The organism is Sporosarcina sp. P20a, assembly GCF_002743175.1.
Classification (GTDB): domain Bacteria; phylum Bacillota; class Bacilli; order Bacillales_A; family Planococcaceae; genus Sporosarcina.
Map to the genome: position 1 here is coordinate 16,103 of NZ_PDYT01000013.1, position 17,482 is coordinate 33,584.

At 46.7% G+C, this 17,482-nt stretch carries 19 protein-coding genes; 18 read left to right on the top strand and 1 reads right to left on the bottom strand.

Annotated features, from left to right (window positions below):
• The first annotated feature begins 31 nt into the window (after window positions 1-31).
• The 12 genes from CSV72_RS11100 to CSV72_RS16580 are packed head-to-tail and all read left to right on the top strand — an operon-like array spanning window position 32 to window position 12,771.
• Window positions 32-3,706 carry a nitrate reductase subunit alpha gene (locus CSV72_RS11100; protein WP_099678391.1) on the top strand — a complete coding sequence of 1,225 codons (3,675 nt, stop codon included), beginning with the start codon at window positions 32-34 and terminating at the stop codon, window positions 3,704-3,706.
• A complete protein-coding gene (narH, locus tag CSV72_RS11105) occupies window positions 3,696-5,312 on the top strand; it encodes a nitrate reductase subunit beta (protein ID WP_099635074.1) in 1,617 nt (538 codons plus the stop codon). Before CSV72_RS11100 ends, narH begins: the two co-directional genes overlap by 11 nt.
• Complete coding sequence (gene narJ, locus CSV72_RS11110) at window positions 5,305-5,874, top strand: nitrate reductase molybdenum cofactor assembly chaperone (RefSeq protein WP_099678392.1); 570 nt, start codon at window positions 5,305-5,307, stop codon at window positions 5,872-5,874. Before narH ends, narJ begins: the two co-directional genes overlap by 8 nt.
• Window positions 5,867-6,562: a respiratory nitrate reductase subunit gamma gene (gene narI / locus CSV72_RS11115; protein WP_099678393.1), complete on the top strand. Its 696-nt coding sequence runs from the start codon at window positions 5,867-5,869 to the stop codon at window positions 6,560-6,562. The genes narJ and narI overlap by 8 nt, the downstream gene beginning before the upstream one ends.
• A gap of 30 nt (window positions 6,563-6,592) precedes the next feature.
• Window positions 6,593-7,069 (top strand): GAF domain-containing protein, encoded by a 477-nt coding sequence (locus tag CSV72_RS11120; RefSeq protein WP_099678394.1) that lies wholly within the window; start codon window positions 6,593-6,595, stop codon window positions 7,067-7,069.
• On the top strand, window positions 7,053-8,135 hold the full coding sequence (locus tag CSV72_RS11125; protein WP_099678395.1) for a sensor histidine kinase: 1,083 nt from the start codon (window positions 7,053-7,055) through the stop codon (window positions 8,133-8,135). The genes CSV72_RS11120 and CSV72_RS11125 overlap by 17 nt, the downstream gene beginning before the upstream one ends.
• Window positions 8,116-8,766: a response regulator gene (locus CSV72_RS11130; protein ID WP_099678396.1), complete on the top strand. Its 651-nt coding sequence runs from the start codon at window positions 8,116-8,118 to the stop codon at window positions 8,764-8,766. Before CSV72_RS11125 ends, CSV72_RS11130 begins: the two co-directional genes overlap by 20 nt.
• 14 nt (window positions 8,767-8,780) lie before the next feature.
• Entirely contained in the window at window positions 8,781-9,314 is a 534-nt protein-coding gene (locus CSV72_RS11135) for a hemerythrin domain-containing protein (RefSeq protein WP_233191241.1), read from the top strand.
• Window positions 9,315-9,371: 57 nt separating this feature from the next.
• Window positions 9,372-10,883 (top strand): MFS transporter, encoded by a 1,512-nt coding sequence (locus CSV72_RS11140; RefSeq protein WP_099678398.1) that lies wholly within the window; start codon window positions 9,372-9,374, stop codon window positions 10,881-10,883.
• Between the two features lie 43 nt (window positions 10,884-10,926).
• Window positions 10,927-11,946, top strand: coding sequence for a ThiF family adenylyltransferase (locus tag CSV72_RS11145; protein ID WP_099678399.1), 1,020 nt, complete (start codon window positions 10,927-10,929; stop codon window positions 11,944-11,946).
• A gap of 12 nt (window positions 11,947-11,958) precedes the next feature.
• Complete coding sequence (locus CSV72_RS11150; protein ID WP_099678400.1) at window positions 11,959-12,477, top strand: MogA/MoaB family molybdenum cofactor biosynthesis protein; 519 nt, start codon at window positions 11,959-11,961, stop codon at window positions 12,475-12,477.
• A gap of 60 nt (window positions 12,478-12,537) precedes the next feature.
• Window positions 12,538-12,771: a hypothetical protein gene (locus CSV72_RS16580; protein WP_143561172.1), complete on the top strand. Its 234-nt coding sequence runs from the start codon at window positions 12,538-12,540 to the stop codon at window positions 12,769-12,771.
• Between the two features lie 162 nt (window positions 12,772-12,933).
• Here the strand turns inward: CSV72_RS16580 and moaC are convergent, their stop codons facing one another.
• The gene (gene moaC / locus CSV72_RS11155) at window positions 12,934-13,425 is read right to left on the bottom strand and encodes a cyclic pyranopterin monophosphate synthase MoaC (RefSeq protein WP_099678401.1); all 492 of its coding nucleotides are present in this window, start codon (window positions 13,423-13,425) and stop codon (window positions 12,934-12,936) included.
• Between the two features lie 66 nt (window positions 13,426-13,491).
• Between moaC and CSV72_RS11160 the strand changes: the two genes are divergently transcribed.
• From CSV72_RS11160 to moaA, 6 genes are read left to right on the top strand one after another with little or no spacing between them, the layout of a single operon-like run.
• A complete protein-coding gene (locus CSV72_RS11160; RefSeq protein ID WP_099678402.1) occupies window positions 13,492-14,748 on the top strand; it encodes a molybdopterin molybdotransferase MoeA in 1,257 nt (418 codons plus the stop codon).
• On the top strand, window positions 14,745-15,215 hold the full coding sequence (gene mobB / locus CSV72_RS11165) for a molybdopterin-guanine dinucleotide biosynthesis protein B (RefSeq protein ID WP_158232199.1): 471 nt from the start codon (window positions 14,745-14,747) through the stop codon (window positions 15,213-15,215). Before CSV72_RS11160 ends, mobB begins: the two co-directional genes overlap by 4 nt.
• Entirely contained in the window at window positions 15,212-15,658 is a 447-nt protein-coding gene (locus CSV72_RS11170; protein ID WP_083034850.1) for a molybdenum cofactor biosynthesis protein MoaE, read from the top strand. The genes mobB and CSV72_RS11170 overlap by 4 nt, the downstream gene beginning before the upstream one ends.
• A complete protein-coding gene (gene moaD, locus CSV72_RS11175; RefSeq protein ID WP_029053550.1) occupies window positions 15,655-15,888 on the top strand; it encodes a molybdopterin converting factor subunit 1 in 234 nt (77 codons plus the stop codon). The genes CSV72_RS11170 and moaD overlap by 4 nt, the downstream gene beginning before the upstream one ends.
• The gene (mobA, locus tag CSV72_RS11180) at window positions 15,885-16,454 is read left to right on the top strand and encodes a molybdenum cofactor guanylyltransferase (RefSeq protein ID WP_099678403.1); all 570 of its coding nucleotides are present in this window, start codon (window positions 15,885-15,887) and stop codon (window positions 16,452-16,454) included. Before moaD ends, mobA begins: the two co-directional genes overlap by 4 nt.
• On the top strand, window positions 16,451-17,470 hold the full coding sequence (gene moaA, locus CSV72_RS11185) for a GTP 3',8-cyclase MoaA (RefSeq protein WP_099678404.1): 1,020 nt from the start codon (window positions 16,451-16,453) through the stop codon (window positions 17,468-17,470). Before mobA ends, moaA begins: the two co-directional genes overlap by 4 nt.
• Window positions 17,471-17,482 lie beyond the last annotated feature (12 nt).

Consider the following 17,482-nt stretch of genomic DNA (forward strand, 5'->3'; position numbering starts at 1 on the left):
GCTACATTCTGAGAAGGAGTGGAAAATTTCGATGAAAAAAAGATTCGGATTGAATTATTTTAAACCCGTCGAGAGTTATTCTGGAAGTTGGTCAGTGCTGGAGGAGAAAAATCGTGATTGGGAAAACATGTACCGTCAACGCTGGTCGCATGACAAAGTGGTGCGTACGACGCATGGCGTAAACTGTACAGGCTCTTGTAGCTGGAAAGTCTTCGTCAAGAACGGCATCATCACATGGGAAAATCAGCAAATCGATTATCCTTCCTGTGGTCCTGATATGCCAGAATTCGAACCGCGTGGTTGTCCACGTGGCGCTTCATTTTCTTGGTATGAATACAGTCCATTGCGTGTGAAATATCCTTATATACGCGGCAAGCTGTGGCGCATGTGGAACGAAGCATTGCAGGAAACGAAAGATCCTGTAAAAGCATGGACAGCGATTGTTGAAGATCCTGAGAAATCCAATGAATACAAAAAAGCACGCGGCAAAGGCGGTCACGTCCGGATTCATTGGCGTGATGCGACGATGCTCATTGCTGCTCAACTCATCTATACGGTACAAAAATACGGTCCGGATCGCGTGGCAGGATTCACGCCGATTCCTGCGATGTCGATGGTCAGTTATGCATCGGGCGCGCGTTTCATTTCATTGCTCGGCGGCGAAATGCTCAGTTTCTATGACTGGTATGCAGATCTTCCACCGTCCTCTCCACAAATTTGGGGTGAGCAGACGGACGTTCCAGAATCAAGTGACTGGTTTAACGCGGGCTACATTATTATGTGGGGCTCGAATGTTCCGCTCACACGTACACCGGATGCGCACTTCATGACAGAAGTTCGTTATAAAGGAACGAAAGTCGTTTCCGTTGCGCCGGATTATGCGGAAAGCGTAGTGCATGCCGACGATTGGATTGGTGCGAACCCAGGGACGGACGCGGCAGTTGCCCAAGCGATGACGCACGTTATTTTAGATGAATTCTATCAAAAACGTAAAGAACCGACATTTATAAACTATGCCAAACAATATACGGACATGCCGTTCCTGATTCTACTTGATCCGCATGAGGATTCGTATAAAGCAGGACGTTTCTTGCGTGCAAGCGATCTTGGACAGCAGTCACCACATGCTGAGTGGAAACCCGTATTATTTGATGAAGCGAAAGATGAAATTATAGTTCCGAACGGCACGATGGGGCAGCGCTGGGAAGAAGACGTCAAGTGGAATTTGCAACTGGAAAATGCAGATGGCACACGCGTTGAGCCCGCATTATCTATTGAAAAGCAAGCTGAGAAATGGCAAGAAATTCATTTCCCGTATTTTGATAACCGAGGAAACGGCACATTCAAGCGCCCGATCCCTGCGATGAAGGTACAATTCGCAGACGGCACAGAGCGTTTAGTGGCGACGACGTACGATGTCATGATGAGTCAGTACGGTGTCAATCGAATCGGCAGTGAGTTAGAGGCGACAGGTTATGATGACGTGACGTCTATCTATACACCAGCTTGGCAGGAAGCGATCACGAACGTTAAACCGGAACTCGTTACACAAATCGCCATGGAGTTCGCACAAAACGCGATCGACACAGGCGGCCGTTCGATGATTATTATGGGAGCGGGAATCAATCACTGGTTTAACAGTGACACGATCTACCGTGCAATCCTCAACCTCGTCACGCTAACGGCTTCACAAGGAGTCAACGGCGGAGGCTGGGCGCATTATGTAGGGCAAGAGAAATGTCGTCCAATTGAAGGCTGGAGCACGATTGCCTTCGCAAAAGACTGGCAAGGTCCGCCACGTCTGCAAAACGCGACTTCATTCTTCTACTTTGCGACCGATCAATGGAAGTACGAAGAAGCAGGAACGGATACACTTATGTCACCACTAGGCGGAGAAGCGCGATACCAGCACCCGGCAGACTATAACGTACTTGCAGCGCGTCTCGGCTGGTTGCCATCATATCCGCAGTTCAATAAAAATAGTTTATTGCTTGTGGAAGAGGCAGCGAAGCTTGGTAAGACCGATACGAAAGAAGTCGTTTCGCATGTCGTCGACCAGTTGAAATCAGGCGAACTACAATTTGCAGCAGAAGATCCAGGTGCACCGGAAAACTTCCCGCGTTCATTATTTGTCTGGCGTTCGAATTTGATCTCCAGTTCTGCCAAAGGGCAGGAATACTTCATGCGACACCTACTCGGCGCTTCCGACGGCTTGCTTGCAACGCCGAACGAAGATATGAAGCCGAAAGAAATGGTTTGGCGTGATGATGTCGAAGGAAAGCTTGATCTACTCGTAGCACTCGATTTCCGTATGACAGCGACTCCGCTCTATGCAGATATCGTGCTACCAGCTGCGACATGGTATGAGAAAGTGGATCTGTCTTCAACAGACATGCACCCATTCGTCCATCCGTTCAACCCAGCAGTCAATCCATTATGGGAATCAAAATCGGATTGGGATATTTACCGCGAGATCGCGAAAACATTCTCAACACTTGCGGAAACGCATTTGCCGGGCGTCTACAAAGACTTGGTCACATCTCCGTTAGCACATGACTCCGTTCAGGAAATTGCGCAGCCGATGGGCGAAGTGCATGACTGGAGTAAAGGCGAAATTGAAGCCATTCCTGGGAAAACAATGCCAGGCATGACGATTGTCGAACGAGACTTCACAAAAATCTATGATAAATACATTACCCTCGGACCACTGTTATCTACAGGGAAAACCGGCGCACACGGCGTCAGCTTCTCGGTAGCCGATGAGTACGAAATGATGAAAGGCATTAACGGTGTGTACGAAGACGATACCGTAAAAGACGGTTTGCCGAAATTGTACACAGCGAAACACGCAGCAGAAGCGATGTTGACACTGTCTTCCGCAACGAACGGACGTGTATCGCAAAAAGCGTTTGAAGCGGCAGAGCACGATACGGGCATGGAACTAAAAGATATATCAGCAGATCGCGCAGCAGAGCGATTCACATTCGCGGGGATTACCGCGCAACCGCGTGAAGTCATTCCAACACCAGTCTTCAGTGGTTCGAATAAATTAGGTCGACGCTACTCGCCATTTACGACGAATATCGAACGTCTCGTCCCATTCCGAACATTGACGGGAAGACAGCATTTCTACGTTGATCACGAATTATTCCTTGGATTCGGCGAAGCATTGCCAGTCTACAAACCAACGCTTCCGCCATTCGTCTTTGCGGACCGCGATGCAGAAGTGAAAGGTGGACAAGATGCACTCGTTCTTCGTTACTTAACACCGCACGGTAAGTGGAATATCCACTCGACTTATCAAGATAATCAGCACATGCTGACATTGTTCCGTGGAGGTCCGACTGTCTGGCTATCGAATCTCGATGCAGAAGAACATGGAATCGACGACAATGCGTGGCTTGAAGTGTATAACCGAAACGGCGTTGTCAATGCACGTGCTGTCGTCAGTCACAGAATGCCTAAAGGTACGATGTTCATGTACCACGCACAGGATAAGCATATTCAGATGCCCGGCTCGGAAATTACCGAGCAACGCGGAGGAAGCCATAATGCACCGACGCGAATTCACATGAAGCCGACTCAAATGGTAGGCGGCTATGCACAGCTCAGTTATGGATTCAACTACTACGGACCGATCGGTAACCAACGTGATGTCTACGTCGCAGTCCGTAAGATGAAGGAGGTCAACTGGCTTGAAAATTAAAGCGCAGGTAGCAATGGTAATGAACTTAGACAAGTGTATTGGGTGTCATACATGTAGTGTGACGTGTAAAACGACATGGACGAACCGCGAAGGTGCCGAGTATATGTGGTTCAATAACGTAGAAACGAAACCGGGGATCGGCTACCCGAAACGCTGGGAAGACCAGGAACTCTATAAGGGTGGCTGGCAGTTGCGAAAGGGCAAGTTGGAACTAAAATCGGGTTCCAAGCTGTCGAAAATCGCACTCGGTAAAATCTTCTATAATCCGGATATGCCTGAAATGAAAGATTACTATGAGCCATGGACATACGACTATGAAAAACTGACGTCCGCACCGGATCAAGAACATACACCGGTTGCTCGTGCAAAATCTGTCATAACAGGCGAATACATGGATCCTGAGTGGGGCCCGAACTGGGAAGATCAGTTAGCTGGCGCACATATTACAGGACCGACTGACCCGAATATCGAGAAAATTGAAGAAGAAATCAAATTCAACTTTGAACAAGCATTCATGATGTACTTGCCACGACTATGTGAACACTGCTTGAATCCAAGTTGTGTAGCCTCTTGTCCGTCAGGCGCAATGTACAAGCGTGACGAAGACGGAATCGTTCTTGTCGATCAAGAAGCCTGCCGTGGCTGGCGTTATTGTATGACCGGTTGTCCGTACAAGAAAGTGTACTTTAACTGGAAAACGAATAAAGCGGAGAAATGTACATTCTGTTTCCCGCGCGTGGAATCCGGTTTACCGACCGTTTGTTCCGAGACATGTACAGGCCGAATCCGCTATCTAGGCGTCTTGCTTTATGACGCAGACCGCGTGCAAGAAGCCGCGTCTACACCGGATCCGAAAGACTTGTACCAAGCGCAATGTGATTTGTTCTTAGATCCACATGACCCTGAAATCATCGAACAAGCAATCAAAGATGGCATTTCTGAAGACTGGATTGACGCAGCACAAAACTCGCCAGTGTACAAATTAGCAATCGAGTACAAGCTAGCATTCCCGTTGCACCCGGAATACCGGACATTGCCAATGGTTTGGTACGTTCCACCGCTTAGCCCGATCATGAACTACTTTGAAGGAAAAGACTCCATCAAAAATCCGGACATGATTTTCCCGGCTATTGAAGAAATGCGAATTCCGCTTCAGTATTTAGCCAATATGCTAACAGCTGGAGATGTGGATATCGTCAAGGGAGGCTTGCAACGTATGGCGATGATGCGCTCATATATGCGTGCGGTTTCTTCCGGCAAGGACTTCGACGAATCTAAACTAGAGCGCGTTGGATTGACTGCCAAACAGACGAAACAAATGTATCGTTTGCTTGCGATTGCGAAATACGAAGATCGTTTCGTAATCCCGACATCCCATAAAGAAAGTCAAATGAACGTTTATCGTTCCCAAGGTTCAGCAGGGTACGACGGCATGGGTACCTACGGTGAACAAGCACCAGCTCAAAATCCGTATTCTTCATTCTCTGTAATGGGCTCGGACGGAGGGTGTGACGGTTGCGGACCTGTAACTCCGGGAGCAGCTCCTGTGAAAACGGGCAAGGAAATCTATGAAGAGAATTTCTATGGGGGGATCTGGCGTGATTAATCTCGACCTCTTATATGATAAGAAGCATATCTTCGGCTTTTTCTCCCATCAACTAAACTACCCGGAAAAGCTGACGTTTCATCCAGATATGTGGAATGAGTATGTAACGGAAGATGCTGCAGGTTACGAAGACCTGCAGCTGTACTGGGAAACGATGCAAACGTACAGTTTGGATGAAATACAAGAGATGTACACGTACACATTCGATTTCCAAAAAGACGCTACGCTGTTCATGACCTATGTGAAGTTTGCAGACTCAAAAGAGCGTGGTCAGACGCTGGCACAGTTAAAAGTGTTATACGAAATGTTCGGGCTCGAAATGCCAGATGAAGAACTATCCGACTTGCTTCCGTTAATGTGTGAATTTATTTATGCGGCTGAATGGAAGGGAGATCCGCGAGCGCAGCAGAGCTTTTCGATGTTGCTCGCAGTCATCGAGGACGGTTCATACTTTTTAATGAAAGCACTAGAAAAGTATGAAAGTCCATGGGTACATTTGATCCGTGCACTGCGTGAAACATGTAAATCATGTATTCAACGGGAGGTTTCCGCTAATGACTAGTCAATTTCTATGGGTCATTTTTCCTTACATCTGTATCGCAGTATTTATTGTAGGACATATTTTCCGCTATAAGAACGACCAATTCGGCTGGACCGCGAAGTCGAGTGAATTTATTGAAAAGAAACAATTGATGATTGGTAGTTTGTTGTTCCACATCGGAATCTTCCCCGTCATTTTAGGTCATGTGGCGGGACTTGGAATTCCAAAAGAGTGGACGCGCGCAATGGGTGTTAGCGACCATATGTATCATATCGGTGCGGTTTGGGGCGGGGGATTCTTCGGTGTGATGACGCTAGCTGGAATGATTATTCTTACGTCCCGTCGTTTCACAAAGAAAAATGTTCGTAAGTTGTCCTCGAGATCCGATTTAATCGTTAATACCTTTTTACTGTTTATCGTTTTCATCGGTGTATATAGCTCGTTGATCACCAACACGATGACACCGGGATTTGATTACCGTGATACGATTTCGGTCTGGTTCAGATCGTTACTGATTTTCCAGCCAGAAGCCGCATATATGGCATCCGTTCCGATTGCGTTTAAACTGCATGTTTTAACGGGCTTCCTTATTTTCGCAATGTGGCCATTCACTCGACTCGTTCACGTCTGGAGTGTGCCATTGAATTATGTAGGTAGAAGTTATATTCTATATAGAAAACATCAGCCGACCAAACAGTCACCCCGGTAAGCGAATGATGAATAATAGGAGATTAAGTCTATGACAGGACAAGTAAATAGTAATTTCCAACTGGCGATCGATGAATTGAAAGAAACGCTTCATGCGGATTTCATCGGCTTGGCGTTAGTGGATTTGAAGAAATATCATCATGAGTTAAAGTGGCGATATGTAACGGGGGATATCAGTTTACGCTATCGTAGAATTGTCCTTCAATCAGGAAAAGGCGTGGCAGGAATTGTGTTCAAGACAGGTAAGCCGATGAAGATTGAGAATGTAGACGCCAATGTAATGGATGGAGATCTCTATAACTATCCAATCGTCGTATTCGAAAAGCTAAAAAGTTTTGGCGCGATTCCTTTATTCCGTGATGATCATGTGCAAGGCGTGCTTTTGATTGGCTACCGTGAAGTGGACCGGTTAACAGCTGACAAGTTTGAGCAATTCAAGCATGCGGTAGGACCTCAATTCGGACCGTTTCACATGAAGGAGCGATTGAAAGATGACTTTATTAAATAATGATCAACTAACCACTATGCTGCACAAACTATACGATCGTACGACAGAAGCGATGTTCTTTTTCGGCGCGAACGGTGAGATTCTATCGATGAATGAAGCGGCGAAAGAAATTATGGAACCCGCGCTCTATGAAAAGATGCTACAAGGCGAGGCGGACGCGATGTGTATGACATGCCGTGGTTTTACGAGTGAAGATGAACAAATGACGTGTGTCTCGTGTTTCATGGAGAAGCCGCAACAAACATTAACTTCATTCCAATTATATTTGGAGACGAAAGACCTTGGCGTGCAACCGTACAGCGCGACGTATCAGGTGTTAGATGAAGAGAACTACGTGTCCGTGTTGATGTTGCGTAATTTAACGCGGCAAACTCAGACGTCTGAAGTTCTTCATCAAAAATTGCGCATGCAACAAGTCATTTTAGCGCAGGAAAATGAACGCAAACGAATTTCACGCGAGTTGCATGACAGTGTAGCACAGGAAATGCTTAGTTCGCTTGTTGATTTGCGTGTGTTGAAATACATGGGCATGAACGACAAGGCACTTGAAAAGTTGCGTCAAACGGAAGGTTCGTTGATGCGCTTATTAGATGAGATCCGTCATCTATCTGTCGAACTGCGACCGGCTGTACTCGATGATTTTGGGTTAGAAGCCGCTTTCCGTACGCACATCAAGAATCTTGAAAAGAATTACGGACTGTATGTTCATTTTGAATCCGATTTGAAGGAAAGTCGTTATGAAGGCGGGATTGAAACGGTTGCGTATCGTATTGGCCAGGAAGCGATTCTAAATTCGATGAAATATGCCCAAGTAGAAGATGTCTTTTTAACGTTAATTGAAGTGGATGGACAGCTACAAATAAAAGTATTCGATGAAGGTGTCGGCTTTGATGTCAATGACTTTACACCGCAAGGCACGGGCCTCGGACTATATGGTATGAAAGAACGGGTGGAACTAGTAGGTGGTAATATGACCATCATTTCAAGTCAGCAAGAAGGCACGACAGTCCAAGCAACGATTCCACTGAAAAAGGAGAGAGCAACGAGTGAAAATCATAATAGCTGATGATCATGCAGTCGTCCGCACAGGATTCATGCATATATTGAATTTCCAAGACGATATGGAAGTCGTAGCAACAGCGGCAGATGGATTGGAAGCATATGAACTAGTTGCGAAGCACAGACCGGATATTATTTTACTGGATCTCAGCATGCCTCCTGGCCAAAGTGGGTTGATTGCAACAGGCAAAATCCATGAAGATTTCCCAGAAACGAAGATTGTGATTTTGACGATGTACGATGACGAGGAGTATATGTTCCACGTACTGAAAAACGGTGCAGCAGGCTATATCTTGAAAAATGCACCCGACGAAGAGTTGCTACACGCCATTCGTGAAGTGTACGACGGCGGCACGTATGTTCATCCGTCTATGGCGACTTCGCTCGTGAGGGAGTTTGTGAAGAAAGGGTCGAAAGAGACAGCCGAAGACGATCCGTTCAAGATTTTATCCAAACGCGAAATTGAAATTTTACCGCTTGTGGCTAAAGGCTATGGCAATAAAGAAATTGCAGAGATGCTTTATATTTCCGTCAAGACTGTAGAAGCGCATAAGGCGAAAATGATGGACAAGCTACAATTGAAGAGCCGCCCGGAACTCGTCGAATACGCACTACGCAAGAAGTTTTTAAGTTTCTAATGAAGAGGTGAAGGATGATGGTCAATACAGGACTTACGCATACGCTACCTGCACTACGAGTGCTTGAAAATGAACATCGCTTTCTAACTACTTTGATGGAGCAGTGGCATGCAATCGTACTGGATTTTGAGAATGATAGATTCACGCGTGACGAAGGTCTAAAAGCACTCAAGAAATTGCGTGTGTTAGTCGTCGAATTTATTGATCCGCTGAAAAATCATACGGAAAAGGAAGAAGCATTCCTGTTTCCGATGCTCGCGAAATATGTGGGCAGTGATCAAGGGCCAGTTCAAGCAGTACAAGAAGAACACGACGAGATGGATGCGTTTATCGGACATTTCCTTCATCACACAAGAGGGGATCTATCGGAATTTACACTCGCAATGATGCAAGACGTCGTAAAAGACGCAGGCGAGGCGTTTGAAGTCATCATGATTCACTTTGTAAAAGAAGAAAACGTCATTTTTCCGATGGTTCTATCAGTCTTACTTGCCAAAGAGCAAGATGAATTATTCGACCAATTATATACATCAATTCTACCGGATTAACACACAACGAAAGTGATTGGTTAGCTTTGCAACTAATTTCAGATTGGATGGATTCCTATGACACAAAAGATTCAGTTGCCTTTGCAAACAGCAAATCTAGTTGTCGGCTTCATGGTGTGGGTCTTGATCTCTTCTTTGCTACCATTTATAAGCGAAGATATCAATATTCCGCCAGAGCGTGTGGCCATCATCACAGCAATTCCTGTAGTACTCGGTTCGATTTTGCGAATTCCACTTGGCTATTACGCCAATGTTTATGGCGCACGTATGATGTTTTTCATCAGTTTCATCGTATTGCTATTTCCTGTCTACTACATAAGTGAAACATCAACAGTGACAGGGCTTTTGATCGGCGGTACGTTACTTGGGATAGGGGGCGCGATTTTCTCTGTTGGTGTTACGTCGCTACCGAAGTATTATCCTAAAGAAAAGCACGGACTCGTCAATGGTATTTACGGGATGGGGAACATCGGGACAGCGATCACGACGTTTTCAGCGCCGGTCCTCGCGATGAAGTTCGGCTGGTCATTGACTGTCAAAATGTATTTGATTTTATTGCTTGCGTTCATCGCATTGAATTTCTTCTTCGGTGATCGTAAGGAAGTTCGAGTGAAAGCACCGATTGTCGAACAAATCAAAGGTGTTTATAAGAATGAAAAATTGTGGTTCTTCTCATTATTCTATTTCATCACATTTGGTTCATTCGTTGCGTTTACCGTGTTCTTGCCAAGTTTCCTCGTTAATTACTTTGAACTCGATAAAGTGGACGCAGGACTTCGTACAGCTGGCTTCATCGTCGTCGCGACGTTATTACGTCCGGTGGGTGGTTGGTTAGGCGATAAGTTCCAGCCATTATTCTTATTGATGGGCTGTTTCGCAGGCTTGACGATCTCGTCTATCGTACTAGCGTTTTCACCGGATATTGGACTGTACACAGTTGGCAGCATTATGATTGCGGCAGCTGCAGGTCTCGGAAATGGTGTCATCTTTAAACTAGTACCGATGTATTTCAGTAAGCAAGCAGGTACTGTCAACGGAATTGTATCGATGATGGGTGGTCTTGGTGGATTTTTCCCTCCATTATTACTCGCAACGATTTTCTCCATGACAGGCTCCTATTCCATTGGATTCATGGCGTTTTCACAAGTATCATTAGTCAGTCTTGTATTGGCATTTTGGCTCTATTACATGGATCGCACGAGCTTGTCTAAAGAAGTATTTGATTCAACGGGGCAAGGTATTCTCGTGACCAATTCAAAGGGGCTCATTGTTTCGGTCAATCCGGCATTTACGAAACTAACAGGGTATAGTGAAGAGGAAGTGCTAGGTCAAAGCCCGAACATCTTAAGTTCAGGTAGACACAACCGGGAATATTATAATGAAATGTGGCGCACAATTGATGAACAAGGCGTCTGGCAAGGTGAAATTTGGAATAAGAAAAAGAGTGGCGAAGAGTACTTAGAGTTCCTTTCCATCAGTTCCGTAAAAGATGGAACAGGCGACGTCGTTCGCTACGTTGGTTCGTTCAGTGATATTAGTCCAGAAATAAGCGCAGGCAATCGGTCTTAACCGGTTGCCTCGCTTGTTTGTGTAATGAAAGGAAGTAGATCCAGTGGAGAATCGCTATTCAAGGCAAACATTATTCCAGCCAATCGGTACGTCGGGACAGCGACAGCTATTAGACGCACATGCGGTAATCATCGGCTGTGGCGCGCTCGGCTCTTCGATTTCCGAGACGCTCGTACGTGCAGGAATTGGCAAAATAACGCTCGCAGACCGCGATTATGTTGAGGCATCCAATTTACAGCGGCAACAATTATTTGTTGAAGCAGATGCGAAAAACAGTGTGCCAAAAGTGGTGGCAGCGAAGCGTCGTTTACATGCTATCCGTCAAGACGTAGACATTACAACAGTGCTCGACCATATCGACGGTCCGTTGCTCGAAGAAATCGCGATCGGTGCGGATATTCTACTCGACGCAACGGATAATTTCGAGACGCGTTTGCTGATTAATGATGTCGCATGGAAACTGAATATTCCTTGGGTCTACGGCGCAGTCGTCAGCAGTTCAGGCAGCGTCTTTCCTTTCATTCCAAGCAAGACACCGTGTTTCCGTTGTCTACTACCGGTCATGCCGGCAGTCAATGAAACATGTGATACAGTAGGGGTAATTGCGCCTGCTGTACAGATTTCGGCTGCACATCAAAGTGCGGAAGCGATGAAATGGCTGACGGGGAATGAACAAGCCATGCGCACGAAACTTCTGCATTTTGATGTGTGGAATAATACATCAGTTGAAGCGGGAATTAGCCGGATGAAGAATCCGCAATGCGAAACATGCGGTGAACATCCGACGTACCCTGCGCTTCATCAAGCAGCAGGCACACAATACGCTGTGCTATGCGGGCGTGATACGGTGCAGATCATACCGGATGCAGGACGTAAATTGACGGTGGCAGACGGTGTGAAAGTCGCGCAGCAACTAGGATCGAAGTACCGAGAAACACCGTTTTTCGTAGAGTTTCAAGCGGAAGGCTATCGCTGTATTTTATTCGGCAATGGCCGACTATTGATTCATGGATTGAAAGATATGCGAGAAGGACGAAAAATCTATCATTCATTATTCGGCTAGGAGGAATTGCAAATGGAAGAGGCTCATTTACCACAGAAAGCGCGTGACAAGTCGATCGCAGTTGCGGTGCTGACGATTAGTGATACACGGACGAAAGCGGACGACAAGAGCGGCAAGGTGATTTGCGAGAAGTTGGCGGAAGCTGGCCATACAGTGAAAGCGTACGAAATTTGCTCGGATGAAGCGACGCATATTGTGGAGCGGTTATCCGCTTGGTCGTCCGATTCATCCATTCAGGCCATGATTTTCACGGGCGGAACGGGGATTGGCGCACGGGATATTACAGTGGAAACCGTATCACCTTATTTCACGAAACCATTAGATGGATTCGGTGAACTGTTTCGCTTTTTGAGTTATACCGAAGACGTGGGATCGAAAGCATTGCTCAGTCGCGCGGCGGCTGGCGGGATCGGCTTGCAAGCTGTGTTTTTACTACCGGGTTCATCGAAGGCTGTGACGCTGGCGATGGATAAGTTGATCGTGCCGGAGTTGCCGCATATTGTGCATGAGCTTGGGAAGCATTTGGAGTGAGGGTATGAGCTTTTGCGGGGGGTGATAGAGCAGTTGGCTTGAGAGTATGAGCGTTTACGCGTGCTGATAGAGCGGTTAGCGTGTGAGTATGAGCGTTTACGCGGTTTAATAGAGCGGTTAGCTTGGGAGAATGAGCGGATGCGTGTGTTGATAGAGCGGTTAGCGTGTGAGTATGAGCGTTTACGTGGTTTGATAGAGCGGTTAGCTTGGGAGAATGAGCGGATACGTGTGTTGATAGAGCGGTTAGCGTGTGAGAATGAGCGTTTACGCGTGCTGATAGAGCGGTTAGCTTGAGAGTATGAGCGGATACGCGGACTGATAGAGCGGATAGCATGAAAGTATGAGCGGATACGCAGCCCAATAGAGCGCTCACGCAATAACATTGAGCGCCACACCACGCCAAGCCACACGGACCCAGCCAAACCCACCAATCCCAATCAAAAAAACGCGCGACAGTTAGTCCGCGCGTTGATAATCTCCATTTTTCCCACCAGATTTATGCTGTAGCATCGTTGGTCCGATGACCATATCCTTGCCGGCAGCTTTACACATATCATAAATCGTCAATGCAGCGGCAGAAGCGGCTGTCAAGGCTTCCATTTCGACGCCGGTCACGCCTTTCGTTTTGACTTCGGCTTGGATTAACACGTTGTAATGGGAAGATACTTCGTTAATATCCCAATCAAATCGGACATCTACACCCGTTAAAGGGAGTGGGTGGCACATGGGAATGATGTTGGACGTGTTTTTCGCGGCCATGATGGCGGCGACTTGCGCAACTGCGAAGACGTCTCCTTTTTTATTTGTGCCATGCGTGATTTGCTCGTGAATTGATGCGTTAACCATAATTGATGATGTAGCGATCGCCGTTCGTAAAGTAGTTTCTTTGTCGGACACGTCGACCATTTTGGCGCGGCCTTGTTCATTGAAGTGCGTAAGTTCGGACATGATGATCATCCTTTCGTTTCATTTCATTGTACTAGTTAGTATACCAAAAGAAAGTAGGAGATGTACGTGGTAGAAATTCGAAAACCGATTCAAGTGGCGGAAGCTGTAGAGCGTGTGATGAAACATGTACATAAGCTTCAGACGGAAGTGCTTTCGTTAGAAGATACATATGGTCGAGTGTTAGCTGAGCCGATCGTGGCGAAGCATGATGTGCCGCCTTTTGATCGTTCACCGTATGATGGGTTTGCGATTCGTGCGGAAGATTCGATGGGTGCTTCAGGTGATGTTAGAAAAGCCTTCCGTGTGATTGGAGAAATTGGTGCAGGGCATGTGGCAGATCGTCCGATTGAGCCAGGTGAATCGTTCCGCATCATGACGGGTGCATTGATTCCAGAACAGGCGGACGCAGTCGTCATGCTGGAGCAAACGGTGGAAAACGACAGTGGGTTTACGTTGCGTAAGCCATTTGAAGCGGGCGAAAATATTTCGCGTCAAGGAGAAGATGCGAAACAAGGGGAGACATTGATCGAAGCAGGAACGGTAATTCATCCGGGGACCATTGCGCTACTTGCAACATTTGGTTATGCACAAGTACGTGTTGCGAAACTTCCGATAGCTGGGGTGTTGTCGACGGGAACTGAATTGCTCGATGTCACCGATGAACTCGAACCGGGGAAGATTCGCAATTCCAATGGCCCGATGATTCGTGCGCAGTTGAAGCGAATGGGAATTGAATCTACGTCGTATGGCATGATGGAAGACGACTTGGATGCATGTACCGAAATCGTCGAGAAAGCACTTCAAGAAACAGACTTGCTCATTACGACAGGCGGTGTGTCGGTCGGGGATTATGATTATCTGCCTACGATCTATGAACGTCTCGGTGCGGAAGTATTGTTCAATAAAGTGGCGATGCGCCCGGGTAGTGTGACGACGGTGGCGGTTTTAGGGGATAAATTATTATTCGGTCTATCAGGTAATCCTTCTGCTTGCTTCACAGGATTTGAATTGTTTGCACGTCCTGCCATTTATTCGATGATGGGCTGTTCAGCGCCTTATATGCCACGTATTCAAGCGGTCCTTGGAGAAGATTTTAAGAAAGCGAATCCGTTCACTCGTTTTGTTCGTGCCAGCTGGTCGATGACGAATGAAGGTATCGTGGCTACGCCTTCAGGTTTCAATAAATCTAGCGCCGTGTCTTCTATTGCGCGTGGTAATTGCATCATCGTCTTGCCGAGCGGAACGCGTGGTTTCGAAAAAGGAATGCTAGTGGATGTTTTATTGCTAGGAACGGAACAAGGTGTGGAGCGTTGGGAGCTGTGAAGACGCTACATATTGTCGGCTTCAAGGACAGTGGGAAAACGACGCTCGTTTCGCACTGGATTACCGTGCTGAACCGTCTTGGTTACGAAGTCGCTGTGCTAAAACATCATGGACATGGCGGCGCACCTGAACTGCCGCCAGCGCATACGGATACGGTACAATTCTTAGAATTTGGAGCTGTCTCCACTCTTGTGGCAGGCGGCGATATGATACAATTGATACAAAATAAAGAACGTTCATTTGAACAGCTAAAGGCATTGGCCGCATCTAGTGAGCCGGATGTTTTATTAATAGAAGGCTATAAAAAAGAAGCTGGTGAGAAAGTGGTACTCATCCGAAATGAAGAAGAACGACATGAGTTGGAGTCGTTACTTGGCATCGTTCGGACGGTGAAAACAGCCGAGTTGTTTGAAGACATCACACGACTCGACGACTGGCTACAAGAATGGGTGGAGGCGAGAAGATGAAACGTTATGAAATCATAGACACGCCGATTGATGTGCAGAAATATAGTGAGTTGGTTTTGCATCCGGCAGCGGGCGCGGTAACCGTGTTCACGGGACATGTTCGCGAATGGACGCATGGTGTTCGTACATTGTATCTCGCGTATGAAGCCTATGTACCGATGGCGGAAAAGAAGCTTGCTGAAATCGGTGCTGAGATGGAAGCAAAGTGGCCAGGTGTTCAAGTGGCTATGGCGCATCGCATTGGTGAGCTGAAAATATCGGACATTGCTGTAGTCATCGCGGTATCGTCGCCTCACAGAAAAGAAGCATATGAAGCGAATGAATACGCAATTGAGCGTATTAAAGAAGTCGTACCGATTTGGAAGAAGGAAATCTGGGAAGACGGCGAAGAATGGATCGGTGCACAGAAGAAATATCCAGAGAAAGGGAGCGAATCACAATGATTACAGTTCATTACTTTGCAAGGCTACGGGAGTTAACAGGTAAAGGTGAAGAGTCTTTGGATCGCGCGCCTTTAACGGTGGAAGAATTGCTGAACTGGGCGGAAGAAACGTATCCGGGTTTCGGTAAAGAGACGATCCATGTGGCAGTGAATGAAGAATATGCCCTAAAGGATGACGTCATTCAAGCGGGGGATGTTTGCGCGTTCATTCCACCAGTGAGTGGCGGATGAAGACGGTCGGTGTGCTGCTCGCGGGCGGACAATCGCGACGTTTCGGCTCACCAAAAGCGTTTGCGACGCATGGAGGTCACTCGTTTTATCATTATTCAGTAGAGGCATTACGACCGATTTGCGATGAGATCGTCGTCGTGGCGCGTACTGAATTTAAAGAACTGTTTCCGGACAGCGTTCATGTGACGACTGATCTTGCGTCCTATGCGGGAATGGGTCCTCTTGCAGGAATCTTATCCGCAATGGAGTCTATGCAAGCAGACCGATACGTTGTGTTACCTTGTGACATGCCGTTTATTGAAGTAGGGATTATGGAAAGATTGCTTGAATTACATGATGGAGATATTTCATCTATCACGGTTGAAAGCAAGCGACATCCACTCGTTTCAGTTTGGAATGCAAACGTCAAATCGACAATCAAGCAAGCGTTACACGATGGTAATCGCCGAGTGATGGATGTGCAAGCGCAACATGAATGTCGGTGGATTGAAGGCGCTTTAGTAACGGATACACCTGAAATTGCTTTTAAAAATGTCAACACGCCATGTGAACTGGAAAGGGGATGAAGAAGATGAATGCCATTGTAGATCAACTCGGACGCCCGATTCGGGATTTGCGTATTTCTGTTACGGATCGCTGTAATTTCCGCTGTACGTACTGCATGCCAAAAGAAGTATTTGGTGATGACTTTGTATTTCTAGCTAAAAATGAATTGCTGTCGTTTGAGGAATTGGAACACTTGGCTCGGATTTTTGCTCAGTTAGGTGTCAAGAAACTGCGTTTGACGGGCGGTGAACCGCTGATGCGCCGCAATTTACCCGAGTTGATACAGAAGCTTCACGACATCGAAGGGATCGAAGACATCGGACTTACAACGAATGCAGTGCTGCTCGGTCAATACGCGCAACCGCTTTACGACGCTGGATTGCGCCGTCTAAACATCAGTTTAGATGCACTGGACCCAGAACTGTTCGGCCAGATCAACGGCCGTGGCATTTCACCTAATCTCGTTCTCAAAAACATTCAAAAGGCACAAGACATCGGTTTTACAATTAAAGTGAATATGGTCGTACAAAAAGGCGTCAATGAAAGCGAAATCCTCCCGATGGCTACGTATTTTAAAGAACGCGGCATCACATTGCGCTACATCGAGTTCATGGATGTCGGCAATGACAATGGCTGGAGCTTCAAAAAAGTCGTCACGAAAAAAGAAATCTATGACATGCTGGCTGCTGAATTCGACATGGAGCCTGCGGAAGAAGACTATTACGGTGAAGTAGCCAAACGCTATCGGTATACAGGAACGGATGCGCAAGTTGGCTTTATCACATCTGTTTCAGAGTCGTTTTGTTCAACTTGTACGCGTTCTCGTTTATCATCCGAAGGGAAATTATACACTTGTCTCTTTGCATCAGAAGGCTTTGACCTACGGGAATTAATTCGTTCGGATAAAACTGACGAAGAATTATACGAAGTGATTGCCGACGTGTGGAGAGGTAGAAGAGATCGCTATTCCGATGAACGTACGGAGCAGACTGTGAAGAATCGCAAGAAAATTAATATGAACTATATCGGTGGCTAAAGGAGTGTTGTC

Coding starts and splice junctions, on each gene's coding strand:
- CSV72_RS11100 (WP_099678391.1), top strand. CDS start 32: ATGAAAAAAAGATTCGGATTGAATTATTTTAAACCCGTCGAGAGTTAT.
- narI (WP_099678393.1), top strand. CDS start 5,867: ATGACTAGTCAATTTCTATGGGTCATTTTTCCTTACATCTGTATCGCA.
- CSV72_RS11120 (WP_099678394.1), top strand. CDS start 6,593: ATGACAGGACAAGTAAATAGTAATTTCCAACTGGCGATCGATGAATTG.
- CSV72_RS11125 (WP_099678395.1), top strand. CDS start 7,053: ATGACTTTATTAAATAATGATCAACTAACCACTATGCTGCACAAACTA.
- CSV72_RS11135 (WP_233191241.1), top strand. CDS start 8,781: ATGATGGTCAATACAGGACTTACGCATACGCTACCTGCACTACGAGTG.
- CSV72_RS11140 (WP_099678398.1), top strand. CDS start 9,372: ATGACACAAAAGATTCAGTTGCCTTTGCAAACAGCAAATCTAGTTGTC.
- CSV72_RS11150 (WP_099678400.1), top strand. CDS start 11,959: ATGGAAGAGGCTCATTTACCACAGAAAGCGCGTGACAAGTCGATCGCA.
- moaC (WP_099678401.1), bottom strand. CDS start 13,425: ATGTCCGAACTTACGCACTTCAATGAACAAGGCCGCGCCAAAATGGTC.
- CSV72_RS11170 (WP_083034850.1), top strand. CDS start 15,212: ATGAAACGTTATGAAATCATAGACACGCCGATTGATGTGCAGAAATAT.
- moaD (WP_029053550.1), top strand. CDS start 15,655: ATGATTACAGTTCATTACTTTGCAAGGCTACGGGAGTTAACAGGTAAA.
- mobA (WP_099678403.1), top strand. CDS start 15,885: ATGAAGACGGTCGGTGTGCTGCTCGCGGGCGGACAATCGCGACGTTTC.
- moaA (WP_099678404.1), top strand. CDS start 16,451: ATGAAGAAGATGAATGCCATTGTAGATCAACTCGGACGCCCGATTCGG.